This is a genomic window from Reyranella sp. (assembly GCF_965228225.1).
Lineage (GTDB): Bacteria > Pseudomonadota > Alphaproteobacteria > Reyranellales > Reyranellaceae > Reyranella.
The window spans coordinates 4,333,743-4,359,210 of record NZ_OZ245801.1 but is presented as its reverse complement, the minus strand read 5'-3'; the positions used below and the strand labels follow the sequence as shown (position 1 = coordinate 4,359,210).

25 protein-coding genes are annotated in these 25,468 nt (G+C 65.2%); 19 read left to right on the top strand and 6 right to left on the bottom strand.

Annotated features, from left to right (window positions below; all coding sequences use genetic code 11):
• Window positions 1-6: 6 nt before the first annotated feature.
• The 4 genes from ACO07K_RS21235 to ACO07K_RS21220 form a co-directional block, all read right to left on the bottom strand.
• The gene (locus tag ACO07K_RS21235) at window positions 7-789 is read right to left on the bottom strand and encodes an ABC transporter ATP-binding protein (RefSeq protein WP_422031347.1); all 783 of its coding nucleotides are present in this window, start codon (window positions 787-789) and stop codon (window positions 7-9) included.
• Window positions 786-1,562 (bottom strand): ABC transporter permease, encoded by a 777-nt coding sequence (locus ACO07K_RS21230; RefSeq protein WP_422031345.1) that lies wholly within the window; start codon window positions 1,560-1,562, stop codon window positions 786-788. The genes ACO07K_RS21235 and ACO07K_RS21230 overlap by 4 nt, the downstream gene beginning before the upstream one ends.
• Before the next feature lie 129 nt (window positions 1,563-1,691).
• Entirely contained in the window at window positions 1,692-2,654 is a 963-nt protein-coding gene (locus tag ACO07K_RS21225; protein WP_422031343.1) for an ABC transporter substrate-binding protein, read from the bottom strand.
• A 26-nt stretch (window positions 2,655-2,680) separates the two neighbouring features.
• On the bottom strand, window positions 2,681-3,490 hold the full coding sequence (locus ACO07K_RS21220; protein ID WP_422031341.1) for a phytanoyl-CoA dioxygenase family protein: 810 nt from the start codon (window positions 3,488-3,490) through the stop codon (window positions 2,681-2,683).
• A 149-nt stretch (window positions 3,491-3,639) separates the two neighbouring features.
• Between ACO07K_RS21220 and ACO07K_RS21215 the strand changes: the two genes are divergently transcribed.
• The 8 genes from ACO07K_RS21215 to rutA (ACO07K_RS21180) all read left to right on the top strand — a co-directional run bounded on the left by ACO07K_RS21215 (window position 3,640) and on the right by rutA (ACO07K_RS21180) (window position 12,561).
• Entirely contained in the window at window positions 3,640-4,431 is a 792-nt protein-coding gene (locus ACO07K_RS21215) for a class II aldolase/adducin family protein (protein ID WP_422031339.1), read from the top strand.
• Between the two features lie 144 nt (window positions 4,432-4,575).
• On the top strand, window positions 4,576-5,919 hold the full coding sequence (locus tag ACO07K_RS21210; RefSeq protein WP_422031337.1) for an LLM class flavin-dependent oxidoreductase: 1,344 nt from the start codon (window positions 4,576-4,578) through the stop codon (window positions 5,917-5,919).
• Window positions 5,916-7,529 (top strand): ABC transporter substrate-binding protein, encoded by a 1,614-nt coding sequence (locus ACO07K_RS21205; protein WP_422031335.1) that lies wholly within the window; start codon window positions 5,916-5,918, stop codon window positions 7,527-7,529. The genes ACO07K_RS21210 and ACO07K_RS21205 overlap by 4 nt, the downstream gene beginning before the upstream one ends.
• A gap of 1 nt (window position 7,530) precedes the next feature.
• Window positions 7,531-8,541, top strand: a complete 1,011-nt coding sequence (locus ACO07K_RS21200; RefSeq protein WP_422031333.1) for an ABC transporter permease — start codon at window positions 7,531-7,533, stop codon at window positions 8,539-8,541.
• A complete protein-coding gene (locus tag ACO07K_RS21195) occupies window positions 8,538-9,380 on the top strand; it encodes an ABC transporter permease (RefSeq protein WP_422031331.1) in 843 nt (280 codons plus the stop codon). Before ACO07K_RS21200 ends, ACO07K_RS21195 begins: the two co-directional genes overlap by 4 nt.
• Window positions 9,377-10,354 carry an ABC transporter ATP-binding protein gene (locus tag ACO07K_RS21190; protein ID WP_422031329.1) on the top strand — a complete coding sequence of 326 codons (978 nt, stop codon included), beginning with the start codon at window positions 9,377-9,379 and terminating at the stop codon, window positions 10,352-10,354. The genes ACO07K_RS21195 and ACO07K_RS21190 overlap by 4 nt, the downstream gene beginning before the upstream one ends.
• Window positions 10,351-11,385, top strand: coding sequence for an oligopeptide/dipeptide ABC transporter ATP-binding protein (locus ACO07K_RS21185; RefSeq protein ID WP_422031327.1), 1,035 nt, complete (start codon window positions 10,351-10,353; stop codon window positions 11,383-11,385). Before ACO07K_RS21190 ends, ACO07K_RS21185 begins: the two co-directional genes overlap by 4 nt.
• A 93-nt stretch (window positions 11,386-11,478) precedes the next feature.
• A complete protein-coding gene (gene rutA, locus ACO07K_RS21180) occupies window positions 11,479-12,561 on the top strand; it encodes a pyrimidine utilization protein A (RefSeq protein WP_422031325.1) in 1,083 nt (360 codons plus the stop codon).
• Between the two features lie 86 nt (window positions 12,562-12,647).
• On the opposite strand, the gene ACO07K_RS21175 is transcribed toward rutA (ACO07K_RS21180), so the two are convergent.
• The gene (locus ACO07K_RS21175) at window positions 12,648-14,366 is read right to left on the bottom strand and encodes a dihydroxy-acid dehydratase (protein ID WP_422031323.1); all 1,719 of its coding nucleotides are present in this window, start codon (window positions 14,364-14,366) and stop codon (window positions 12,648-12,650) included.
• Between the two features lie 177 nt (window positions 14,367-14,543).
• On the opposite strand from ACO07K_RS21175, the gene ACO07K_RS21170 reads away from it, so the two are divergent.
• From ACO07K_RS21170 to ACO07K_RS21145, 6 genes are all read left to right on the top strand, one after another.
• The gene (locus ACO07K_RS21170) at window positions 14,544-15,392 is read left to right on the top strand and encodes a TauD/TfdA dioxygenase family protein (RefSeq protein ID WP_422031321.1); all 849 of its coding nucleotides are present in this window, start codon (window positions 14,544-14,546) and stop codon (window positions 15,390-15,392) included.
• Between the two features lie 149 nt (window positions 15,393-15,541).
• Entirely contained in the window at window positions 15,542-16,645 is a 1,104-nt protein-coding gene (gene rutA, locus ACO07K_RS21165) for a pyrimidine utilization protein A (protein WP_422031319.1), read from the top strand.
• Complete coding sequence (rutB, locus tag ACO07K_RS21160) at window positions 16,642-17,391, top strand: pyrimidine utilization protein B (protein ID WP_422031317.1); 750 nt, start codon at window positions 16,642-16,644, stop codon at window positions 17,389-17,391. Before rutA (ACO07K_RS21165) ends, rutB begins: the two co-directional genes overlap by 4 nt.
• Entirely contained in the window at window positions 17,391-17,780 is a 390-nt protein-coding gene (rutC, locus tag ACO07K_RS21155; RefSeq protein ID WP_422031315.1) for a pyrimidine utilization protein C, read from the top strand. The genes rutB and rutC overlap by 1 nt, the downstream gene beginning before the upstream one ends.
• Window positions 17,781-18,557, top strand: coding sequence for a pyrimidine utilization protein D (gene rutD, locus ACO07K_RS21150; protein WP_422031313.1), 777 nt, complete (start codon window positions 17,781-17,783; stop codon window positions 18,555-18,557).
• Between the two features lie 107 nt (window positions 18,558-18,664).
• Window positions 18,665-19,546 (top strand): TauD/TfdA dioxygenase family protein, encoded by an 882-nt coding sequence (locus ACO07K_RS21145; RefSeq protein ID WP_422031311.1) that lies wholly within the window; start codon window positions 18,665-18,667, stop codon window positions 19,544-19,546.
• 32 nt (window positions 19,547-19,578) lie between these two features.
• Here the strand turns inward: ACO07K_RS21145 and ACO07K_RS21140 are convergent, their stop codons facing one another.
• Complete coding sequence (locus ACO07K_RS21140; RefSeq protein ID WP_422031309.1) at window positions 19,579-20,328, bottom strand: TetR/AcrR family transcriptional regulator; 750 nt, start codon at window positions 20,326-20,328, stop codon at window positions 19,579-19,581.
• 219 nt (window positions 20,329-20,547) lie between these two features.
• Here ACO07K_RS21140 and ACO07K_RS21135 point away from each other — a divergent pair, with 219 nt between their 5' ends.
• The 5 genes from ACO07K_RS21135 (at window position 20,548) to ACO07K_RS21115 (ending at window position 25,366) form a co-directional block, all read left to right on the top strand.
• A complete protein-coding gene (locus tag ACO07K_RS21135) occupies window positions 20,548-21,345 on the top strand; it encodes an ABC transporter ATP-binding protein (protein ID WP_422031307.1) in 798 nt (265 codons plus the stop codon).
• Window positions 21,345-22,151 carry an ABC transporter permease gene (locus ACO07K_RS21130; RefSeq protein ID WP_422031305.1) on the top strand — a complete coding sequence of 269 codons (807 nt, stop codon included), beginning with the start codon at window positions 21,345-21,347 and terminating at the stop codon, window positions 22,149-22,151. Before ACO07K_RS21135 ends, ACO07K_RS21130 begins: the two co-directional genes overlap by 1 nt.
• On the top strand, window positions 22,151-22,900 hold the full coding sequence (locus tag ACO07K_RS21125) for an ABC transporter permease (RefSeq protein WP_422031303.1): 750 nt from the start codon (window positions 22,151-22,153) through the stop codon (window positions 22,898-22,900). The genes ACO07K_RS21130 and ACO07K_RS21125 overlap by 1 nt, the downstream gene beginning before the upstream one ends.
• 61 nt (window positions 22,901-22,961) lie before the next feature.
• The gene (locus tag ACO07K_RS21120; RefSeq protein ID WP_422031301.1) at window positions 22,962-23,984 is read left to right on the top strand and encodes an ABC transporter substrate-binding protein; all 1,023 of its coding nucleotides are present in this window, start codon (window positions 22,962-22,964) and stop codon (window positions 23,982-23,984) included.
• Window positions 23,985-24,163: 179 nt separating this feature from the next.
• On the top strand, window positions 24,164-25,366 hold the full coding sequence (locus ACO07K_RS21115; RefSeq protein ID WP_422031299.1) for a CaiB/BaiF CoA transferase family protein: 1,203 nt from the start codon (window positions 24,164-24,166) through the stop codon (window positions 25,364-25,366).
• The last annotated feature ends 102 nt before the right edge of the window (window positions 25,367-25,468 follow it).

Genomic DNA, 25,468 nt, shown 5'->3' with positions numbered 1-25,468 from the left:
GGTCCCTCAGTGAGCCGCAGCGATGGCTTCGACCCGGATCTCCTCGGTGAGACGAGCCTTGAGGGCCATGAATTCCGGCGACGTCTTGATCGTGTAGTGCCTCGGGTGAGGGAAGCCGACCTCGATCTCGGCCTTGATGCGGCCCGGGCGGGCGCTGAACACGACGACGCGGCTGGCCATGAAGATCGCCTCGTCGATGTCGTGGGTGATGAACATCACCGTCTTCTGCGCCTGCTCCCAGATACCCAGCAGGAGCTCCTGCATCAGGACGCGGGTCTGGTTGTCGAGCGCGCCGAACGGCTCGTCGAGCAGCAGGATCTTCGGATCGTTGGCCAGCGCGCGGGCGATCGCCACCCGCTGCTGCATGCCGCCCGAGAGCTGCTTGGGAAAGTGATCCTCGAAGCCGCGCAGGCCCACCTGGGCGATGAAGCGGTCGCTGATCTCGCGCTGCTCGGAGAGCTTCATGCCCTTCTCGCGCAGGCCGAAGCAGATGTTCTGGCGGACGTTCAGCCAGGGGAAGAGCGTGTAGCTCTGGAACACCACGCCGCGATCGGCGCCGGCGCCCACGATCTTCGTGCCGTCGAGCGTGATCTCACCCGTGGTCGGCGTTTCGAGCCCGGCGACCAGGCGCAGCAGGGTGGACTTGCCGCAGCCCGACGGGCCCAGCACGGTGATGAAGTCGTTGTCGGCGACCTCGAGGCCGATCGGCAGCAGCGCCTGGGTCGGTGGCGCACTGCGCCTGTGGCCGGGGAAGGTCTTGGAAACGTCGCGGATCGACAGCCGGCTCATCGCAGCAGGCTCCACGAGAAGAGGTGCTGGTTCACCCTCTTGAAAGCCAGGTCCGAGAGCAGACCGACCAGCCCGATCACCACGATGCCCGCGATGATGTGGTCGGTCGCCATCAGCGCCTGGCTGTCGGTGATCATGTGGCCGATGCCCGACGAGGCGCCGATCAGCTCGGCGACGATGATGTAGGTCCAGCCCAGGCCCAGTACCTGACGCAGCGCCTCGGCGATCTCGGGCGCCGCGCCGGGCAGAACGACCCGGCGGATCACGCCGGTGTCCTTGCAGCCCAACGTATAGGCGGCTTCCACCAGGTCGCGGCGGGTGCCGCTCACGATCATCGTGATCATGAGGGTGAGTTGGAAGAAGCAGCCGATGAAGATGACGGTGAGCTTCTGCGCCTCGCCGATTCCGACCCACAGGATCAGCAGTGGGATGAAGGCCGAGGCGGGCAGGTAGCGTGCGAAGGAGACGAACGGTTCGAAGAAGGCCTCGATGGGCTTGTAGACGCCCATCGCGATGCCGAGCGGCACGGCGATGACGGCAGCCAGCACGAAGCCGCCGACGACGCGCCAGATCGTCATGCCGACATCGTGGGTGAAGCCCTGGGTGGCGAACAGGTCCCAGCCCGAGACCACCGTCTGCCATGGCGTGGCGAGGAAGTGCCTCGGTACCGCTCCGCTCAGGCTCAGGAACGACCAGAGGGCGACGAAGACGATGAAGAACGCCACGCCCAGGACGATGCGATTCTCCCGTCTGACGGGAACCAGCAATTTCATGGTCTCTTCTCAAATCTTCCTCCCCATTTCGATGGGGAGGTGCGGCGTCTTCGCCGACGGAGGGGACATGACCCCTCCGCCTCGTAAGACGAGGCACCTCCCCCGATGACGGGGGAGGAGGCTGACTCGTTACTTGATGTACGTCGTGTCGAAGAGCGTATCCATGTTCGCGGGCTTGCTCTTGATCACGCCGATCTCGAGCAGCAGCTCGGCGGCTTCCTTGTTGAAGGCCTGGATCTCGCCGTTGAAGAACTTCTTATTGGCTTCGCGGTCGGCCCACTTGATCTTGGACTGCGACTTCTCGAACTGCTCGGCCGTCTGCTTCACGTCGGCGCCCATGATCGTGAAGGCCTTCTGCTTGTCCTTCTCGATCATGTCGAGGGCCTGGAAGTAGCTGTCGACCAGCGCCTTCACGGCCTTCGGATTCTCCTTGATGAACTTCGGGGTGCAGCCGAAGGAATCGAACACCATCGGATACTGCAGCGAATCGGCGATCAGCTTGCCGGTCTCGGGCTTGTCGCGCACCAGGCTGAGATAGGGTTCGTAGGTGACCGCGGCGTCGAGGTCCTTGCCGGTGACGAAGGCGTTGGCGGCCGGCGCCGGCTCGAGCGTGACGAGCTTCACGTCCTTCAGCGACATGCCGTTCTTCTTCAGGATCCAGGCCAGCGTGAAGTGCGGGTTGGTGCCCGGCGCCGAGGCGGCGACCGTCTTGCCCTTGAGGTCGGTGACCTTGGAGATGTCGTTGCGGGCGACGATGCCGTCCGAGCCCATGCCCTGGTCCATCTTGAAGAGCTGGGTGGTGGCGATGCCGTTGGCGTTCCACACGATCCAGGTCTCGACCGTGGTCGCCGCACACTGCAGGTCGCCCGAGGCGATCGCGAGGTGGCGGTCCTTCTGCGGGATCTTCTTGATCGTGACGTCGAGGCCGTTGGCCTTGTAGATGCCGGCTTCCTTGGCCAGCGTGATCGGTGCGAAGCCGGTCCAGCCGGAAATGCCGATGGCGACCTTGGTATCCTGCGCCTGCGCGACCGATGCGCCGCCTGCGACGGCGGCCGCCGCGACGACGGCGGCGAATGCTGAGAACCTGGCCATTGATGAGCTCCGTTTGAGGTGACTGTTTACGAACGATAGACGACGGGAAAGAGCGGAGTATCGAGTGGCTCGCCATTTTCGAGCCCGAGATCGGGAAACGGCGGCGAGGTCCTGCCCGCACGCTTGGCAAAAACGGCATCATCGCCGACCCAGCGCGCCGAGAAGACGCGGCGTGCCCGTGGCGACTGGTTGGCCGGCGCGCCATGGACGGTGCGGAAGTTGAAGGCGATGGCGTCGCCCGGCTGCATGTCCCAGCCTGCAATGTCGAGCGTCGGGCGCATCGCCTCGATGTCGGGCATCACCTCGAAATCGTCGTCGGCATAGAGCCGAGTGCCGTCGAACCGCATGGGGCGGAAGCCCTTGCCCCAGCAATGCGAGCCCTTGATGCATTCCATCACGACATCGCGGGACACGGGATCGAGCGGGATCCAGAAGCTGACGCTCTGCCGGCCTTCGACACAGTAGTAGGGCTGGTCCTGGTGCCAGGGGGTGACCGTGCTGCCGCCCGGCTGTTTCACGAGCACATGGTCGTGGAAGAAGCGGGCCGTGCGCGAGCCCATGAGGCGGGCGGCAATCTCCGCGGCCGGCGACTTGTAGACGAAGGCCTCGAACTCCGGGATTCGCTGCCAGTTGCACAGGTCCTGGAAGAAGGGAGCCGAGCCATCGGCCGGCCGGACCGTCCGTTCGAGCGGGCTGGGGCTGGCCATCAGAGCGTCGACCCCGGCCCGTAGCGGTTCGATCCAGGCGTCGAAGACGCCGCGCAGCAGCAGGACGCCATCCTCGCGGTAGCGCTCCGCCAAATCGTCCGTTTCGGAGAGAGAAGGGCTGATCTGCATGCTTTGCCTGTAGCCTGTCTATACAAGTTTAGACAGCAGGAAGCGTGCCAGATTTCCGGAGTCCCGAGGGGCGGTATTGACCATTTGCAGTCGCAATGGCCTCTCGCTAAGACGCGCCCTCAGCCCGATACGCAAGCCAGGAGCCGCCAGTGAGTATCGTCAGCTTAAAGGACAAGGTTTCGCCGGAAGAGTGGGCCGTCCGGGTCCAGCTCGCTTCCGCCTATCGGGCCGCCTTCGAAATGGGCTACGAGCTTTCGATCTTCGGTCACATCTCGGCCCGCGTGCCTGGCGAACCCGACGCGCTGTTGCTCAACCCGTTCGGCCTCGCCTTCGACGAGATCACGGCGTCGAGCCTCGTGAAGGTCGACAAGAACCGCCAAATCCTGACCGAGAACGGCTACGAGCTGAACCAGGCCGGCTTCAACCTGCATTCCGGCATCATGTTCACCTCGCCGCACGTCAACGCGATCATTCACGCCCATACGCTGGACGGCGCGGCCGTCGGCGCCATGAAGGGCGGCTTCCAGCCGCTGACGCAGGATGGTGCGATGGTGTATCCGAAGGTCCGCTACCTCGACTATGACGGCATCGTCGTGCTGCCGGGCGAGGGCGAGGCCTCGGCCAAGGCGCTGGGACCGGATGGCCGCATCCTGATCCTCAAGAACCATGGCACCTTGAGCGTGGGCGCCACCATGGGCGAGGCGTTCTTCTATTTCTACTTCTTCGAGAAGGCCTGCAGCATCCAGGTCCGCGCGCTCGCCAACCCGGCGGGCGTCCAGCCCATTTCCGAGAAGATCATGTCGGAGATGCCGGCGGAGGAGGCGACCGTGCTGAAGGGCCTGACCAAGCTCGCCGAGCCGCACGAGAAGACGCCGTACGACGACATCTTTGCGGGCTTCATGCGCCGCGCCAAGCGACGGTATCCCGACCTCGACAGCTGATCGCTGGCGCGGTTCGGCTAGCGCACAGCGCGCCGTCACGAGCCGACGGCGTGCCAGGGCTTGGCATGCCGCTTGCGTTCTCCGGAATGAATTTCAGCATTCCGAACGGGAGAGCGAGGCGTGCCTCAAGAGACTCGACGCCGGATGATGCGTCTCGGCGCTTTCGTCCATGAAACCGGTCAGCACGTCGCTGCCTGGCGTCATCCGGAAGCTCATTTCCACTCGGGTGCGAGCTTCGCCGACGCCGTCGAGGTCGCCCAGACCGCCGAGCGTGGCAAGTTCGACTTTCTTTTCCTGGCCGACACGGCCGCCGTCAGCCTGTCGGGGACGCCCGAGTCGCGTGGCCGCATGGGCAAGGTGGTCAAATTCGAGCCGATGACGATCCTGTCAGCGCTCGCCGCGGTGACCAAACATCTCGGGCTCGTCGCCACCTCGACCACCACCTTCAACGAACCCTATACGCTGGCGCGCCAGTTCGCCTCGCTCGACCAGATCAGTGGCGGCCGCTCCGGCTGGAATCTCGTCACCTCGAACAACGAGGACGATGCGCTCAACTACAGTCTCGACCAGCATCCCGCGCACGCCGACCGTTACGAGCGCGCCATCGAGTTTGCCGAAGTCGTCACCGGCCTGTGGGACAGCTGGGACGAGGATGCGTTCATCCGCGACAAGGACTCGGGGGTCTTCTTCGATCCCTCGAAGCTCCATCCGCTGCATCACAAGGGCAAGCATTTCCAGGTGCGCGGTCCGCTCAACGTCGCCCGCTCGCCGCAGGGACGGCCGGTGCTGGTCCAGGCCGGCGCATCGGGCACCGGACGCGATGTCGCCGCGCGCCTCGCCGAGCTGGTCTTCACCGCCCAGACCACCTTCGAGCAGGGCAGGGAATTCTACGGCGATGTGATGGCTCGGCTGCCGCGCTATGGCCGCTCGCCAGCCGAGGTGCTGGTGATGCCCGGCCTCTACCCGGTCGTCGCGCCGACGGAATCGGAAGCGCAGGAGAAGTTCGAGTACCTGCAGTCGCTGATCCATCCCAGCGTCGGTCTCGCCGTGCTGGAACACACGATCGGCGTGCACGATCTCGACAAGCTGCCGCTCGACGGCCCCGTTCCCGAGATGCCCGACACCAACGGCCCGCTCAGCCGCCAGCGTCTCCTGCTCGATCAGGCGCGCCGCGACAATCTCACTCTGTGGGAGCTTTGCCTCGCCAATGCCGGACCGCGCGGACACGTGCTCACGATCGGCACGCCGTCGCAGGTCGCCGACGAGATGGAGCATTGGTTCAAGGACGGCGCCTGCGATGGGTTCAACGTCATGCCCGCCTGGCTGCCGGGCTCGCTCAACGATTTCGTCGACCTCGTGATCCCCGAACTGCAGCGCCGGGGTCTCTTCAGAACGGAGTACGAAGCCATGACCTTGCGCGGGAATCTCGGGCTGCCGCAGCCGATCAGCCGCTTCCATGCCGACCGTTTCGCGGGAGCCGCACAATGACCGCGAAAGGGAAGGAGCAGGGTCCCATGCTCGGCCGCCGCCGCGCGGCCGGATTGGTCGCCGGCGCTCTGGTCGCGGGCACGATGAGGTCGGCGCAGGCCGCCGACTCTTCGACCTTCGTCAGCGGGTTTGCGCTGCCGATGAACCTCGATCCGCATCAGGTCTACGACGTACCGATGCAGTCGATGATGCTGAACGCCTACGACAATCTCTACCGCTACCAGAACGATCCGCCCCAGATCGTGCCGTGGCTGGCCGAAAGCCACACCGTTTCCGCCGATGGCCTCCTGTGGGAGTTCAAGCTTCGCCCCGGCATCAAGTTCCACGACGGCAGCCCGATGACCTCGGAGGATGTCGTCTACAGCTTCCGCCGCGTGCTGGCGCTGGCGCTGGCACCGGCCGGCGCCTTCCTGAAGATTCTGAAGCCCGACAATGTCACGGCGCCCGATCCGCTCACGGTGCGGTTCAAGCTCGAGACCTCCTATGCGCCGTTCTTCGCGGCGATCCCGAGCATCTCGATCGTCAATCCGCGCCAGATCGAGCCCAACGTGAAGAACGGCGACTGGGGCAAGACCTGGCTCGCCTCGAACGGCGCGGGCTCCGGCTCCTATCGCATCGTTCCCGCCGGCTACAGGCCGCTCGAATATCTCGACATGGAGATCAACGAGGGCCATTTCCTAGGTTGGTCGCACAATCCCAAGCCGGTGAAGAAGATCGCCTACCGGCCGACCAAGGAAACCTCGACCCGAGTCCTGGCCCTGCTGAACGGCTCGCTCGACTGCACCGATCCCAACCTGCCGGCCGACCAGGTGGCGCAGATCAACGCCTCCAAGATCGCCTACGTCCAGAAGGATGTGGTGATGCGGACCTTCGTCATCCGCATGAACAACAGCAAGCCGCCGTTCAACAACCTCAACGCGCGCCTGTGCTTCGCGCACGCGTTCAATTACATGGGCTTCATCAACGACATCCTCGGCGGCTACGCCACGCGCGATCCCTATCCCATGCCCGACAATCTCTGGGGCATTCCCAAGGACGCCAAGGGCTACGACTACGACCTGAAGAAGGCCAAGGAATACTACGCCAAGGCCGTCGCCGAAGGCGCGCCGATGAAGCGTCCGCTGGAACTGCACGTGCAGTCGGAGAACGAGCAGAGCGTGCAGGGCGCGCAGCTCTTCCAGTCCGACCTGGCGCAGATCGGTATCAACCTGAAGGTCGTGGGCAACATCTGGTCGAACCTGACCACCGCCGCCGCCAAGCCCGACACCACGCCCGACATGTGGGTCCACTGGGTCAGCACCTATTTCGTCGATCCGGAGAACTGGGTCGGCCAGATGTACGACAGCCAGTTCCATGGCACGTGGAAGGCCTCGTCCTACTACAAGAACGACCAGGTCGACGCGCTGCTGCGCAAGGCGCGCGCGGCCGTGAAGCAGGAGGAACGCGCACCGCTCTACGAGGAGGCCATCCGCAAGATCATGGCCGATTCGCCCGACATCTGGATCTACAACTCCATGCAGCTCCAGGGGCTCAACAAGCGCGTCAAGGGCCGCCGGTTCTGCACGGTGGGTCAGGGCGCCGAGATACGCTGGATCACGCTCGAAAGCTGAGATGCTGCGTTTCGTCGTCCGGCGCTGCCTGCTCGTGCTGCCGTCGCTGCTCGGTTTGCTGGTCATCACCTTTCTGCTGATCCGGGTCGTGCCCTCGGATCCCGCGATGGCGATGGCGGGCGACGCCGCGACGCCCGAGCAGATCGAACGTCTGCGCCAGCAATACGGCCTCGACCGCCCGATTCTGGAGCAGTTCGTCTCCTACGTGGGCAAGGTCGCCACGCTCGACCTCGGCGAGAGCGCCTTTTCGCGGCGGCCGGTGGCGGTCGATATCGCCCAGCGTCTGCCCGCGACCCTGACCCTGACCTTCTGCGCGCTCGCGATCTCGGTCTTCGTCGGCGTGCCGCTGGGGGTCATCGCCGGTCTCTCGCACAACGCCTGGCCCGACTATCTGCTGCGCGTCTTCTCGGTGATGGGCATCGCCGTGGCGGCTTTCTGGTTCGCCATCATGCTGCAGCTTCTCTTCTCGATGGAGTTGGGCTGGCTACCCCTGCGCGGCGAACTCTCTCCCACCATCCAGCGGCCGCCCAGGGTCACCGGCTTCATGGTGGCGGATGCACTGATCGCCGGCCGCTTCGACGTGATGTCCGATGCCTTGCGCCATCTCGTCCTGCCGGCGGTGACGCTGTCGCTCGGCGGCCTCGCCACCATCGTCCGCTTTACGCGCGCCGGCGTGCTCGACACGATGCAGCAGGATTTCGTCTTCTACGAACGCGCCATGGGCTATCGCCGGTGGCGTCTCCACTGGATCTACGTGCTGCGCAACTCGGTGACGGCGACCGTGACCCAGATCGGCCTGCTGTTCGGCGGCCTGATCGCGGGCGGCGTGGTGGTCGAGGCGATCTTCGACTGGCCGGGCATCGGCAGCTACACCGTGCAGGCCATCCTGACCGGCGACCGGCAGGTCATGCTCGCCGTCACGCTGCTGATCGGCGTGGTCTACGCCGCCGTCAACATCCTGACCGATCTGGTGCACGGCGTGCTCGATCCGCGGCTGATGGAGCGGGGATGAGCCAGATTTTCCGAAAGCTGAGCCGCGACCTGCCGGCGATGCTGGGGCTGGGCATCGTGCTCTTCGTGCTGGTGATCGCGATCTTCGGGCCGCTGCTGGCGCCCTATCCGGAGGATGCGGCGGCCTCGCATCTCGCGCGTCGCCTGAAGCCGCCCAGCGCCGCCTTCCCGTTCGGCACCGACAATCTCGGCCGGGACATCTTTTCTCGCGTCATCCTGGGCGCGCGCGGCGCGCTCTCGATCGCGCTCACTGTCGTGTCGACCGCCATGCTGATCGGCGTGCCCCTGGGCCTGATCGCGGGTTATCGCGGCGGCTGGCTGTCCGAAGGGATCATGCGCGTCACGGATGTCGTGCTGGCGATCCCGCAGCTGATCCTCGCGCTGGCGCTCGCCCAGTTGATGTCACCCTCCCTCGAGAGTGCGATGCTGGCGCTCTCGCTCACCTACTGGCCGTATTTTACGCGCATCGTCTATGCCGAGACGAGGCGGCTCTCGTCCTCTCTGTTCGTCGACGCCCTGCGCGGCATCGGCGCCGGCAGCGGCCGCATCGTCTTCCTCCACATCCTGCCCAACGCGCTGTCGCCGGTGATCGTGCGCGCCACCATCGGGCTGGGCTTCACCATCCTGGTCGCGGCGGTCCTGGGCTTCCTCGGCATGGGCGCGACGCCGCCGGCGCCGGACTGGGGCCTCGCCATCGCCGAAAGCCGGACCTACCTGCCGCGCGCCTGGTGGTACGCGACCTTCCCGGGGCTGGCGATCCTGATCACGGTGATGGGCTTCAATCTGCTGGGCGACGGCCTGCGCGACATCGTCGATCCGCGGATCCGGCGGTCGCGATGATCCCGGTCCTCAGCGTGCGCGGCCTCAAGGTGTCGATCCGGACCGACGAGGGCAAGGCCGAGATCCTCGACGATATCGGGCTCACCCTGGAGCGCGGCCGCATCCTCGGCGTGGTGGGCGAATCGGGATGCGGCAAGTCCACCCTGATCCGCTCGATCATGGGCATCCTGCCGCGCGCGGCGACGGTCGACAGCGGCGAGATCTGGTTCGAGGGCGAGAATCTGCTGGCCTTCACCGAAGCCCAGCTGAATGACGGCTTCCGTTCCAGCCGCATCGGCTTCATCCCGCAGGATCCGCTTCTGGCGCTGAACCCGGTGTTCAAGGTCGGCAGCCAGATGCTCGAGGTGATGCGATGGCATGCGCCCGACGACGGGCTGCGCGGTGCCGCGCGCCGGCGGGCGCATGTTGCCCGGCTGGTCGGCCTGCTCAAGCGCATGCAGGTGCCGGATCCGGAAACCGCGCTCGAACGCTATCCGCATCAGTTCTCGGGCGGCCAGCGCCAGCGCCTGCTGATCGCGGCGGCGCTGGCCTGTGCGCCAGGTCTCGTGATCGCCGACGAGCCCACGACGGCGCTCGACGTCACGACGCAGCACCAGATCCTGCTTCTGCTGCGCGAGCTGGTGGCCGAGTTCGGCATCTCGCTGCTGTTCGTCACCCACGATTTCGGCGTCGTGGCCGAACTGTGCGACGACCTTTGCGTCATCTATGCCGGCCAGACGGTGGAGGCGGGGCAGGTTCAGGCGATTCTCGATGCGCCGTCCCATCCCTACACCCGGGCGCTGCTCGCCTGTCATCCCGACCGCGCGACCACGTTCCTCGGCATTCCAGGCTCCGTGCCGTCGCCGTTGGCGCGTCCCGCGGGCTGTCTGTTCGCGCCGCGTTGCACCGACGCGCAGGCGCTTTGCCTGAAGGGGCGACCGCCGCAAGGGTTCGCGCGCTCCGGTGCCGAAGTCCGCTGCGTGCAATTCGCATGACCGCAGATCCCATCTTGGCGCTGCGCGATGTGTCGGTGCGACTGGGCGGCCGCAAGGGATTCCTGCAACGCACGGTTCTGCCCGTTCAGGCGGTGAAGCAGGTGAGCCTCGATCTGCGGGCCGGCGAAATTCTGTCACTGGTGGGCGAGTCCGGCTGCGGCAAGACAACGCTCGGCCGCAGCATCCTTGGCCTGCAACGCGAGAGCGAGGGCGAGATCCTGCTGGAAGGGCGCCGGGTGAGCGGCCTCGCGCCCGAGGCGGCGCGGCGGGCGCGCAGCACCGTGCAATACTCGCATCAGGACGCCGGCGCGGCGCTGGACCCGTGGTGGAGCATTGGGCGGACCCTGGAAGAGGGGCTCAAGATCCATGGCGTGCGCAATGCGTCTGAGCGGCGCGACCGGGTCGCGGCGATGCTGCAGGCGGTCGGATTGGATCCGACGTCGGCCCGGCGCTATCCGCACGAATTCTCCGGCGGCCAGCTTCGGCGTCTGGCGCTGGCGCGCATACTCCTGCTGCGTCCGCGCGTGCTGATCCTCGACGAGCCGACCTCCGGCCTCGACATGTCGGTTCAGGCGACGGTCCTGAACCTGCTGCTGGAGCTGCGGGAGCGCTTCTCGCTCACCTATCTCTTCATCTCGCACGACCTCTCGGTGGTCGAGCGCCTGTCCGATCGGGTGGCGATCATGTATCTCGGCCGCATCGTCGAGCTGGGCACGGCCAAGACCGTGTTCGCCCATCCGACCCATCCCTATACCCGCACGCTGCTGGCGGCCGCGCCGCGACTGACGGGACGCCGGGCGGCGGGGCCGTCGCTGGTGCGCGGCGATCCGCCCAATCCGCGCCTGGTCCTGCCCGGATGTTCGTTCTTCGATCGCTGTCCGATGGCCAGGCCGGCCTGCCAGGAAGCGACACCCCAGCTGCAACCCGTTGCGACCGGACAGGATGTTGCCTGCCTTCGTACCGGTGTGACGGCGGAGGAAGGGCCGATCATGGAGCAGACTGCTTCGATCGCAGCAAAGCGCCGCGCCTGACCGGACGCTGCGGCAGCGCTTTCCGTGCAATTCCGCGATACGCGTGGATGGCATGACGCTTGCTGCCTGTGCGGCATCAAAGGCAGGTGCAGGATGGAAATCGGTGTCTTCATTCCCATCGGCAACAATGGCTGGTTGATCTCGTCGACGTCGCCGCAGTACACGCCGAGCTTCGATCTCAACCGCGAGGTCGTGCAACGCGCCGAGCGCTACGGCTTCGACTTCGCCATGTCGATGATCAAGCTGCGCGGCTTCGGCGGCAAGTCGCGCCACTGGGACGACAATCTCGAATCCTTCACGCTGATGGCGGGGCTCGCGGCGGTGACGACGCGCATCGACCTCATCGCCACGGTCGCCGTGCTCACCCTGCCGCCGGCGATCGCCGCGCGCATGGCGGTGACGATCGACAGCATCTCGCACGGTCGCTTCGGCGTGAATCTCGTCACCGGCTGGCAGAAGGCCGAATACGACCAGATGGGCCTGTGGCCGGGCGAGGAGCATTTCAAGCATCGCTACGAGATGGTCACCGAGTACGTGACGGTGATGAAAGAACTCTGGGAGAAGGGCCAATCCGACTTCAAGGGTCGCTATTTCACGATGAACGACTGCCGGCTCTCGCCGCTGCCCTCACGGCCGATCAGGCTGATCTCGGCCGGTACCAGCGATGCCGGCATGAAGTTCGCGGCCGAGCACTGCACCTACAATTTCTGCAGCGGCCAGGGCGAAGCCAACGATCCGCGCGACTGCGCCGAGGCGGTGGGCCGCCTCAAGGCCGCCTGCGCCGCCGCCGACCGGGACGTGAAGGCGCTGGCGCTGACCATGATCATCGCCGACGAGACCGACGAAGCCGCGCTGGCCAAGTGGGAGCATTACAAGGCGGGCGTCGACCTCGACGCCATCGGCTGGCGCTCCGACCAGGCCGCCTCCGACAAGTTCGCTGCCGAGAATTCCACGGCCGGCCGCATCCGCCGCCGCGAGCCGCTGCCCAACAACGGCTCACGCCTGATCGGCTCCTACGCCACGATCGCGCGGCTGCTCGACGAGATGGCCGAGATCGACGGGCTGGCCGGCGTGATGCTGACCTTCGACGATTTCATCATCGGCATCGAACAGTTCGGCCAGCGTATCCAGCCGCTGATGAAGAGCCGCATGAAATTCGCTGCTGCGGCGTCGTGATGTTGGCGGAGGGGGTATGACCCCATCGCCCTCGTAAGACGAGGGCACTTCCCCTTTGCGGACTCCGCAAAGGGGAAGAGGGTCGTCTAGACCACGCAGCCATAATGCGCCGACGACACCAGCTTCGTGTACTTGTCGTGCACGGAGCCCGGGCGCGGGCGGTCGGCCGCGGCGGGCGGGCGCCAGTCGGCCATGCGGCGGGCCAGCTCCTCGTCGGAGATTTCGAGGTTCAGGGTGCGGGCGCCCGGGTCGATCACGATCGTGTCGCCGTCGCGCACCGCCGCGATCGGGCCGCCGCGCGCCGCTTCCGGCGAGATGTGGCCGATCAGGATGCCGTGACTGACGCCCGAGAAGCGGCCGTCGGTGATCAGCGCCACGTCCTCGCCGAGCCCACGCCCCTGGAGCTGGATCGTGAGCATCACCATTTCGGGCATGCCGGGGCCGCCCACCGGACCGACATTGCGCACCACGACGACGTTGCCGGGCACGATCTCGCCGGCGCGGATCGCCTTCATCGTGTCGGCCTCCGATTCGAAGACGCGCGCGGTGCCGCGGAACTCGCCTTTCTCCAAAGTCTTGCCGCTCAGCTTCAGCAAGCAGCTCTCCGGCGCAAGGTTGCCCTTCAGCACGCTGATATGGTTGTTCGCGGGCGCCGCCGGCCTGGACACGGGCAGGACGATGTCCTGCTTGCCGATCTCCTCGAGCGTCGGCACCGATTCCAGGTTTTCCGCCAGCGTCTTGCCCGTCACGGTCATGACGTCGCCATGGAGGAAGCCATGGCGCAGCAGCTCCTTCATCACGACGGGCACGCCGCCGATCTCGTGCAGGCTCACCATCGCATAGGGGCCGTGCGGCTGGAGATTGCAGATCAGCGGCATGCGCTCGCCGACCTGTTGGATGCGCTCGATCGTGATCGGCACCTGCGCCTCGCGCGCGATGGCGAGCAGGTGCAGGTACATGTTGGTCGATCCGCCCATCGCATAGACCGTCGCGATGGCATTCTCGAAGGCCTTCTCCGTCATGATGTCGCGCGGGCGGATGCCGGCTGCCATCAAACGATAGAGCGCGTCGACCGACGCCTTGGCCTGCGCCCGCACGTCGGCATGGATGTCGCTGCCGGCCTTGTAATCCGCCGGATGCGAGGCGCCGCGCGGCAGCATCATGCCGATGGCCTCGGCGATCGTGCTCATCGTGTTGGCGGTGAACATCGCCCCGCAGGTGCCGCTGCCCGGCATGACGTTGCTTTCGAGTTCGAGCAGTTCCTCGCCCGAGATGCGGCCCGCCTCGTTGGCCGCCCGGCCCTCGACATAGTCCATGATGGTGAGGTTGTTGCCCTTCGACGCCCAGGCGCCGAACGACACACGGCCGGGCGAGCTGGTGCCGGGATAGAGGACGAGGCCGAAGGCGTTGGTGCGGGCGAGCGGCATGAGGGCCGCGGCGCCGGTCTTGTCGCAGCCCGAGATCACGATCATCGCGTCGCCGTGATGGGCGTAGTGGCCGATCTCGAAACAGTCGGCCACCACGTCGCGCGACACCAGGCTGTAGCCGGCCGTCGGCGTGCCTTGCGTCAGCGCATCGGACACCGCCGGCGCCCCGACGATCAACCCGTTTCCGCCGCGCTCGGCCAGCAGCTCGACCAGCAGGTCGCTGATGGTACGCACCCGATTGTTGCAGCGATGGGCGTTGGTATAGGCGCTGGCGATCGTGACGACAGCGTTGGTCTGCGCCGTCTTGTCGGGCTCGAAACCGGCGGCCCGAAGTTCCACGCGGGACTTCTTCCAGTAGGTGCTGCTGTCTTTTTTCATCCCGTACCCGTCTGATTTTGCGCTGCACTTTAACCGCAGGTACGCGCCGGCCGCTATGCATTGAGCGTCGCGAGGCGAAACCTCGCCTTGCGACGGCAGCCGCCGGCGGGCGATTGCGGTTGCGTGCCCTCCGGGTCTCTAATCTCCGATCGATGGCGTGAAAACCGGAGCGACCGAATGGCCAGCAGCAGCATCACCGTGACGCCGATCGCGGGCTCTCTCGGGGCGGAGGTGACGGGCGTCGACCTGCGCACCATGGACAATCACGACTGGGCCCAGGTCCACCAGGCGTTCCTCGACCATAAGGTGGTCGCGATCCGCGATCAGGAATTGTCGCCGCAGGACCTGATGGATGTCGGCGCGCGGTTCGGCGAGCCCAACCACTATCCCTTCGTGAAGGGCATGGACGATTTCCCGTTCCTGTTCGATATCGTCAAGGAGCCGTCCGAAAAGCGTAATTTCGGCGGCGGCTGGCATTCCGACACGACCTACATGAAGACCCCGCCGCTCGCGACCCTGCTGTATGCGCTGCAGACGCCGGAGCGGGGTGGCGACACGCTCTATTGCGACATGGTCGCGGCCTACGAGAGTCTGTCGGATCGCCTGAAGGAGATGCTGGGCACGCTGAGGGGCGTGAACAGTGCCGGCCTCAAGCATGTGGGTGGCCGCAAGGCGCATCACGCGGTGGTGGGCGGCATGAAGATCACCGGCACCGAAGAGGCCGATTCCTACGAGGCGGTGCATCCGATCGTGCGCACCATCGAGGAGACCGGCCAGAAGGCGCTCTATTGCAGCATCGGCCACACCATTGCCTTCGAGGGCATGACGCCAGAAGAGAGCAAGCCGATGATCGACTGGCTGCAGGCACATGCCACGCGGCCCGAATTCACCTGCCGCGTCCAGTGGAAGCCGGGCACGCTCACGATCTGGGACAATCGTCGCACCATGCACAACGCCATCAACGACTATCACGGCATGCGACGCCACATGCGGCGTCTGACGTCGGGCCCGACCAACCCGGTGTGACAGACGGCGCATCAGCCTTTCGTGAGCCTTCGCGGGCGATGAAGCATGCAACTACCGGGCCGAAACGGTGCGTCCCGTGAAGTTTTAAAAGTTGACCAATTGGACAGCTTTTGGGAGGTTTCCAGGGTCATCGCTCCTGGAGGCGGCTCATGGAAATCGGCGTTTTTATTCCGATCGGCAGTAACGGCTGGATCGTCTCCACGACATCGCCCCAGTACAAGCCGAGCTTCGAGCTGAACAAGCAGACCACGCTCAATGCCGAGCGCTACGGCTTCGACTTTGCCCTGTCGATGATCAAGCTCCGTGGCTTCGGCGGCAAGAGCGAGTTCTGGGACCATAACCTCGAATCCTTCACCCTGATGGCCGGCCTCGCCGCCGTGACATCCCGCATCAAGCTCTATGCGACGGTGCCGACCCTGGCGATCCCGCCCGCGATCGCCGCGCGCATGTGCTCGACGATCGATTCGATCTCGAACGGCCGCTTCGGCCTCAACGTCATCACCGGCTGGCAGCGGCCCGAATATTCGCAGATGGGCATCTGGCCGGGCGACGAATACTTCGGCCGGCGCTACGACTTCGCCGCCGAGTATGTCCAGGTGATGCGCGAGCTGTGGGAGACCGGAACGTCGAACTTCAAGGGCGAGTTCTTCAAGATGGAGGATTGCAAGCTGAGCCCCCGGCCGCAGCAGCCCATGAAGGTGATCTGCGCGGGCCAGAGCGATGCCGGCATGGCGTTCACGGCCAAGTATGCCGACTATAATTTCTGCTTCGGCAAAGGCTACAACACCCCCACCGCCTGCGCCGAGACGGTCGAGCGGATGCAGAAGATCGCGGCCGACTCGGGACGCGACATCTCGACCTATGCGCTTTTCATGGTGATCACCGGCGAGACGGACGCCGAGGCGGAAGCCAAGTGGCAGCACTACAGGGATGGCGCGGATCTGGAAGCGCTCCGGTGGCTGACCGATCAGGGCAGCGCCGACAAGAAGTCCGGCGCCGACACCAATGTGAAGCACATGATCGATCCGAAGTCGGCGGTGAACCTGAACATCGGGCTCCTCGTGGGCAGCCCCGCCAAGGTGGCGCGGATGATGGACGAGGTCGCTGCGATCCCCGGGTTGGCCGGTACGTTGCTGACCTTCGACGAGTTCGTGAGCGGCACCGAGATCTTCGGCGAGCGTATCCAGCCGCTGATGAAGAGCCGCCGGCACGTCGCCTCGGCTGTCGCCCCTGTCGCGGAGGCCGCGGAATGACCAAGCCCGTCAGCTACTTCCCGCCCGACGATCCGAATGCGCGCCATCTCGAGGCGCAGCCGGAAGCGCTGTTGATCCGGCCGCAGGAGACCGCGCTGATCGTGGTCGACATGCAGAACGCCTATGCCTCGAAGGGCGGCTATCTCGATCTCGCCGGCTTCGATGTGTCAGGTGCCGCAGCGGCCATCGAGAAGACCCAGCAGGCCTGCGCCGCCGCCCGCGCGGCGGGCGTGACGGTCATCTATTTCCAGAATGGCTGGGACCCGGACTATGTGGAGGCGGGCGGCCCCGGTTCGCCGAACTTCCACAAGTCGAACGCACTCAAGACCATGCGGGCGAAGCCCGAGCTCCAGGGCAAGCTGCTGGCCAAGGGCGGCTGGGACTACGAGCTGGTGCAGGAACTGCAGCCGCAGGCCGGCGACATCGTCGTTCCCAAGCCGCGCTACTCTGCGTTCTACAACACCAACCTCGACAGCCTCCTGCGCTCGCGCGGCATCCGCTCGCTGGTGTTCACCGGCGTCGCGACCAACGTGTGCGTGGAGTCCACCCTGCGCGACGGCTTCTTTCTCGAATATTTCGGCGTGGTCCTCCACGACGCCTGCCACCATGCGGGCCCGGATTTCGTGCAGAAGGCCTCCCTCTACAACATCGAGAAGTTCTTCGGCTGGGTCTCCTCGGTCGAGGCCTTCCAGAAGGCGCTGAAGGATAACACCAACCCGACGCTGACCACCAAGGGAGCACAGTGATGCCGATGAAGCCCGTAATTCCGGCCGGTTCCGGCAAGACCCTGGCGCCCTACTCGCCGGGCGCCATGGCCGACGGCATCGTCTATGTCTCGGGCACGCTGCCGCTCGACAAGGAAACCAACGTCGTCCATGTCGGTGACGCCGCCAAGCAGACCGAATTCGTCTTGGAGCAGATCAAGTCGGTGATCGAGACGGCCGGCGGCACGATGGCCGACGTCACCTTCAACCAGATCTTCCTGACGGACTGGGCGAACTACGCGGCCATCAACACCGTCTATGCGACGTACTTTCCCGGTGACAAGCCGGCGCGGTACTGCATCCAGTGCGGCCTGGTGAAGAAGGACGCGCTGGTCGAGATCGCCACGACGGCACATGTCGGCAAGAGTTAAGTGAGCGTCGACGTCCTCGAAAGCGCCCGCGAGGGCGCGCCGACCGTGCTGCTGTCGTCCGGTCTGGGCGGTGCGGCGGGGTACTGGGCGCCGCAGCTTGACGCGTTGCGCGCGCGGTTCCGCGTGATCACCTACGACCAGGCGGGCACCGGCCGTGCCAGGCGTGACCTCCCGGAGGCCTACACGATCGGCGCGATGGCCGACGATGTGCTCGCGGTCCTGGATGAGACGAAGACGAGTGCCTGCCATTTCGTCGGGCATGCGCTCGGCGGACTGGTTGGACTGGATCTGGCTCGTCGGACACCCGAGCGGCTCGTGTCGCTCACCATCGTCAACGGCTGGGCGACTGCGGACGAACACACGAAGCGCTGCTTCGAGGCGCGCCTGCTGTTGCTGCAACACGCCGGTCCGGCTGCCTATGTGCGAGCCCAGCCCATTTTCCTCTACCCCGCGCTCTGGCTGGCACAGAATGCCGAACGCGCCCGCCAGGAAGACGCGCACGGGCTCGCTCATTTCCAGGGCGCCGAGACCCTGCGGCGTCGGATCGGCGCGCTCCTGCGCTTCGATGCGACGGCCGAGCTGGCCTCGATCAAGACGCCGGTTCTCGTCATGGGCGCGCGGGACGACGTTCTCGTGCCTGTCAGCAGGTCCGAAGAGCTGGCGGCCGGCCTGCCGAACGCCCGCCTGCACGTAACCGACTATGGCGCGCACGCCGTGAACGTCACGGCGCCCGCCGCGTTCAATACGGCGCTGCTCGACTTCCTGGAGCAGGCCTGAGTGCGAGACATCGCTGGCCTGGTTTTTGCTGATTCTCACGCGAGACTTGACTGAACGGTCAGGTATTCTGACAATCGATAATGTTGCTGCAGGCAGGGAGGCCAGGCATGGCTGGGGCGAAATTCACCACGCGTCCTGTTTCACCGGACATTGGCTGCGAGATCACCGGGCTCGACGTAACTCGGGACCTCGCGGACCCCGAAGTCTTCGCCGAGGTGAAGGACCTTCTCGGCAAGCACCACATGCTGGTCTTCAAGGGCCAGAAAATGGATGCCGAGAAGATGATCGCGTTTACCGAGCGCTTCGGCGAGCTCGACATCCACATTCTCCGCCAGTTCACCCACAAGGATCACGCGACGGTCAGCATCATCTCCAACATGGAGGACCGGAAGGCCAACGTGAACGACGTGTCGCTCAACTGGCATACGGATCTCGCTTATCGCAAGCGGCCGTCCGCCTTCGTGACGCTCTACGCCGACGTCGTTCCCGAGGAGGGCGCCGACACGCGCTTCGCAGCCGTGCAGCGTGTCTACAAGGACATGTCGGAGGAGGAGAAGAATCATCTCCGCGGCCGCCGCGCCACCTACAGCTTCCTTCATCTGCACAGCAAGCGGCCCGATCCGGATCCCCTGACGCCCGAGCAGCTCGCGGAATCCGCCGATGTCCACCATCCTCTCCTGCGCCGCCATCCGGACACCGGCGAGGAGATCCTCTACCTCAACCTGCCCGACTGCATCGGCGTCAGCGGCCTCGAGAAGGAAGAGGGGCTCCAGACCGTCCGCAATCTTTATGAACGGATCACTGATCCCGCGAACACGATCGGCCACAAGTGGACCGTCGGCGATCTGGTGATCTGGGACAATCGCACGCTGATGCATTCGGCGACCTACTTCGACGACAAGAAGTACAAGCGCCGCATGCTCAGGACGGTTGTTCGCGGCGAGGAGCCGATGCCCTCGACACTGGGCGCCAGCGCCGCGGCCGAATAGGGGCGCGCCTCATCCCCGCAGGCCAGCGGGCCCTATTTCTTCGCACTCTTCACGGCACAGCCACCCAGCACGAGCTGGGTGATCATGTCGGCGCCCTTGCGGTAGACGTCGTCCGTCATCTTCTGGACGCCGAGCACCGCGCGTATCTGCGCCTCGAAATCGGCGTAGGTCTGCGTCATTGCCCAGATGCAGAAGAACAGGTGCATCGGCTCGACATTCTTCATCAGGCCCTTGGCGACCCATTGCCGGATGATCCTGGATTTCGCTTCGAAGGCGATGCGCAGGTCGTTTGCCAGGTAGGACTGCAGCTGCGGCGCGCCGTGCAGAATCTCATTGGCAAAAACTTTCGAGGCGAATGGTCGGGTTTTGGACAGTTCGACCTTGGCGCGGATGTAGGATGACAGGGCTTCCGCCGGATCGCTGTCCGCCTGAAAATGATCGGTGGTCGAGATCCAGTGGGCGAGCACGTTGTCGAGGACGGCTTTGTACAGGCCCTCCTTGTTGCCGAAATAGTAGTGAACATTGGCTTTCGGAACCTCAGCGGCGCGCGCGAGCTCGAGCATGCTGGCGCCGCCGAAACCCGCTTCCGCAAACACGCGTTCCGCCGATGAAACGATGTGGGCCATCGTCAACTTGCGAATGCGGCCAACCGACTCCGGTTCTTCTTCCCTGCTGCCAAAGGGAGCACGGCGGCCCTTGGTTGCTGCTTTTTTGACCGTAGCGCGGGACTGCCCATTAGTTGACAGTTTGGTCAGCTTCCGATTAGCGTTTTTCTTGTTCATTGTCTGGCTTCGCTTTCGATCGAAGGTCTGGCGACAGAATGGGGCAGGGGCAAAGAAGGTCGCAAGACCGCTTGTCTCTTCGTGGGGGATGGTTGGGCTTTTGCATAGACCGGCATCTCGCCGGTCGGCAATGACCAGCGGTTATCCGCGGCGTTCTGCGCCGTGCAGTGAAGCGAACGGGACGCACCGATGACGTACATGCCAGCCAGGGAGAAGATCATGCCGTCCACCTCGCCGGCGTCGGCCCCGGAACGTCTTCGGCTGGAGAACGTGTCGAAGACCTTCGACAGCGGCGGGAAGGGCACGAAGGCCCTGGGCGACGTGAACATTTCGATCAAGGAAGGCGAGTTCGTCACGCTGATCGGCCCATCGGGGTGCGGAAAGAGCACGCTCTTCAACATCGTCGCGGGTCTCACCGCGCCGGATTGCGGCGGTCGCATGTTTCTGGACGGCCGGGAACAGGCCTTCGACCATCTTCTCGGCCGCGTCGCGTTCATGCCCCAGCGCGACATGCTGCTGCCGTGGCGGACGGTGATCGACAATGCGATACTGGCCCTCGAGATCGAAGGCCGCCCGAAGAAAGAGGCGCGCGACCTCGCCCGGCCGATGATCAAAGAATTCGGGCTCGGCGGTTTCGACAATCACTATCCCCAACAGCTTTCCGGCGGCATGCGCCAGCGCGTGGCGCTGATGCGCACCTTCCTGTTCGATCGCAATTTGATGCTGCTCGACGAGCCGTTCGGCGCCCTCGATGCGCTCACGCGCAACGCCATGCAACGCTGGCTGCTCGATGTCTGGGAAAAGCATCGCCGCACGGTCATCTTCGTGACCCACGATATCGACGAGGCGATCTTCCTCGGTGACCGCGTGATCGCCATGGCGGCCCGTCCCGGACGAATCGTCCTCGACGAGAAGATCGAACTCGATCGGCCGCGCGATGCGTCGATCGTGACCTCGCCGGACTTCATCAGCCTCAAGCGCCGCCTGCTCAGCGTGCTCGGCGACGGGGCGCATTGATGTCGGAGCAGGCGATCGCGTTGCCGCGCCGTTCGTGGCCTTCGGCGCCGAACGGCCCGGCCTTCCGCAAGGTCCTGTCCGCCCTCGCCTCCGTCGTCGTCATGGGTCTGCTCTGGGAATGGGCAACCGGGCATTTCCGCATCAATCCGCTCTATCTCCCGCCCCTGTCCGACGTGTTCCGGACCATGATGGAGGCGAAGGACGCGTTCATCGATTCGAGCATCAAGACGATTCTCGAAACGGTCATCGGCTACGGGATCGGTGTCCTCTTCGGCCTGCTGAGTGCCTATGTGTTCTTCGAGGTGAAGACCTTTCGGAGCATGTTCTTTCCGGTCTTCATCGTCTCGCAGACCGTGCCGGTCATCGCCTTCGGCGCGATCGTCGTCATGGTGTTCGGCAACGGGCTCGCGTCCAAGGCGATCATCGCGTTCTACCTGACCTTCTTCCCGGTCACCGTGAATGCCCTGGCGGGCCTGCTGTCCGTGCCGCAGGGGCAGGTGGCGCTCCTGCGCAGCTTCGGTGCGTCGGGTTGGCAGGTCTTCTGGCGGCTGCGGTTCCCGGCCGCGCTGCCGAGCATCTTCGTCGCCTTGCGCCTCAGCGTGACCCTGGCGCTGATCGGGGCCATCGTCGGCGAGTGGTTCGGCGATACGAGCGGGCTCGGGGTGCTGCTGCTCAGCGCCATGTTCTACGAGAACAGCGCGCTGATGTGGGCGGCGATCCTTGCCACGGCGGTCGTCGGCGCCACCCTCTACGGCATCGTGGCCGCGGCGGAGAGCGCCGTCGTCTTCTGGAAGGAGGAGATGTGATGGTCTCCTCCCTTCCGAAACGCGAGTTCCTGCTGGGCGCGGCCGGCTTCATCCTGCTGCTGGCGGTCTGGGAAGCGGTCGTGCGGATCTTCCAGATTCCGACCTACATCCTGCCGTCGCTCTCGAGCATCTTCGCCAATGCCTTCGAGTTGCGCGGGACCCTGATGGGCGCAGCCGCCACGACCGTCGCCGAGGTGCTGATCGGCCTCGCGCTGGGCACGATCGTCGGCGTCATCCTCGCGACCCTGCTGGTCCTCGTGCCGGCCGCCAAGACGGTCGTCCTGCCACCACTCGTTGCCATCCATTCCGTGCCGTCCGTCGCCTATTCGCCGCTGGCGTTGCTCTGGTTCGGTGTCGGACCGGAAGGCAAGGTGTTCATGGTGGCGTTCGTCGTCAGCTACACCATCCTGCTGAACACGCTGGCGGGCCTGGAGAGGGTGGACGCGGCCGTCGTGAACCTGTTGCGGAGCTTCGGTGCCGGCCCGCTGGCGATCCTGTGGCGCCTGCGCATGCCGGCGGCGGCAAAGGCGATCATGACCGGTATCCGGCTCTCGGTCGTGCGCAGCATGATCGTCGCGGTCGTCACCGAGATGCTCGGCGCATACAGCGGGCTCGGCTGGATCATCTTCCAGTCCGCCCAGCAGACCGACTTCCTGCGCGTCTGGTCGGCCGTGCTGGTCACCTCGATCACCAGTCTCGCTTTGTTCGCGCTGGTGAGTGCCGCCGAACGAAAGGTCATTCACTGGTAGTGGACCGTTTGGTCAGGTTATTGCGTAGCCGTCGGCGAAGCATTCCAGAGAGGTCATGTCGATGAATAGGATCACCCGCCGTACGTCGCTCCGCACGGTCCTCCTTGGCGCCGCGGCGTCGGTGGCCGCACCGGGCATCGCCCGCGCCGCCGAGAAGGTCTCGATTCGCCTCAAGTGGCTGCCGCAGGGACAGTTCGCCGGCTACTACGTGGCGAAGGCCAAGGGCTACTACGAAGCCAACGGGCTCGACGTGACGATCAATCCGGGCGGTCCCAACCTCAACTCGGAGGCCCTGGTTGCGGCGGGCAGCGACACGTTCGGCGTCGGCGGCGGGTCCGACAGCATCCTGTTCGCGCGGGCCAAGAACCTGCCGCTGGTGTCGCTCGCCATGATGTTCCAGGGCTCGGCCACGGTGTTCGTGTCCCGCAAGTCTTCCGGAATCGTCGAGCCAAAGGACTTCAAGGGCAAGAAGGTCGGCACCTGGTTCACCGGAGCGCAGTACCTGACCTTCGCGATGATGGCGAAGGCCGGCCTTTCTCCGTCGGACGCCACCATCGTGCCGCAGCCGGCGACCAACACGCCGTTCATCAACGGCGAACTCGATGTTCTCACGACGGTGAACTACAACACGCTGATCGCGCTCGAGCGCACCATTCCGGCGGCCGAACTCAACTACATCTATCCGGAGAAATACGGCCTCTCGACCTTCAAGGATCCGCTCATCACCTCCGAGAAGGTGATCTCGGACAGGCCGGCGACGGTCCAGAACTTCATGAATGCCTCGATGAAGGGCTGGCGCTACGCGGTCATGAACAAGGCCGAGACCGTCGACATCCTCCTCAAGGCGGGTGGACCGGCGCTCGAGCGCAAGCACCAGGAAGCGATGATGGACGTGATCGCGAGCCTCGTGCTGGCGGGCGCGGGCAAGGCGAAGGGCGTCGGCTACACCGACAAGGCGGCGATCATGAAGGAGCAGGATGCCCTGCTCGAACTCAAGGCGCTCACCGAGAAGGTCGATATCGAGAAGGCCTTCAACACGTCGTTCTGGGATGCGGTGCCGAAGGCCGATAAGGAAGTCGCCTGACCGCCCGGCCGGCCACCGCCGACGAGATCGAAGCCCGCTTTCTTTCGCGAGAGCGGGCTTTTTGATGCGGCAAAGCGACCTCTGCCACCATTGCATTTCGACGCTCGGTTGGACGCACTTTCGTCGCGTCCTGCGCTTGTCTATCTGATACGTCGAACCGACCATCCGCGGGATTTGCAATGACCGAGGCAACGGGGCCGCTCGCCGGCCTGCGCATTCTGGACCTGACGACCGTCCTCTTCGGCCCCTTCGGGGCCCAGACGCTGGGCGACTGGGGCGCCGAGCTCATCAAGGTCGAGGGGCTCACCGGCGATCAGTGGCGTTATACCGGTCAGTTCCGCAACAGGGGCATGAGCGGCCAGTTCATGGCCGCCAACCGCAACAAGCGCAGCGTGGCGGTCGACCTCAAGACCACCGGCGGCGCCGAGGTGCTTCGTCGTCTCATCGCCCGCGCCGACGCGCTGGTGACGAACATCCGTCCCGCCGCGCTCGAAAGGCTCGGCTTCGGCTACGAGGCCTGCAAGGCGCTCAACCCGAAGATCATCTATGCGGCCGCGACCGGCTTCGGCCAGGATGGGCCCTGGGCCAAGCGGCCGGCCTTCGACGAGATCGTCCAGGCCTCGTCCGGTCTCGCTTCGTCCATCGGGACGGACGACGAGCCGGCCTTCGTGCCGAGCCTTGTCGGCGACAAGCTGTGCGGACTGGCGCTTGCCGGCGCCGTGGCCGCGGCGCTGGTCTATCGCGAGCGCACCGGCAAGGGCCAGCTCGTCGAGGTGCCGATGCTGGAGACCGTCGCGGCCTTCAACAGCATCGAGATGCTGGGGGGGCACGCCTTCGTTCCGCCGATCGGTCCGGCGGGCTACAAGCGGGTCAAGGAACGCCGGCCGGTCAGGACCAAGGATGGTTGGCTCACCATGCTTCCCTACTCCGGCGACAACTGGTGCACCTTCTTCGAGACGGTGGGCCATCCCGAATGCATCGAGGAATTCTCCGTCCGCGATCCGATCAAGCGGGCGGCCAACATCGATGCGATCTACGCGCGGATGAACAAGATCGCGCTCGAGCGGACCACTGCGGAATGGGAAGAATTGCTGCTCAAGATCGACGTGCCCCACGCCTCGTTCGCGAAGATGACGGAAATCGCCGAGCAGCCGCATCTGAAGGCGGTCGGCCTGTTTCAGAATCTGGAACATCCGACGGAAGGGACGATCCAGCAGGCGCGCCCGCCAGCACGCTTCTCGGAAAGCCCGGCTGCCATCCATCGCCTGCCACCGAGGCTCGGTGAGCATACGCGGGAAGTGCTGGCGGAAGTGGGCTACAGCGACGCCGACATCGATGCCTTGGTCAGCGCCAAGGCCATTGGCGAAGCCTCGATCCGATAGGCGGCTTTCCTCTTCCCTGACCTTTCTCGACTTCGCCGTGCCGTCTACGGGGCGTGCGCATTCTCCCGGCTCGTGGCGATCGCTTGCCAGCGTCTGCGGGGC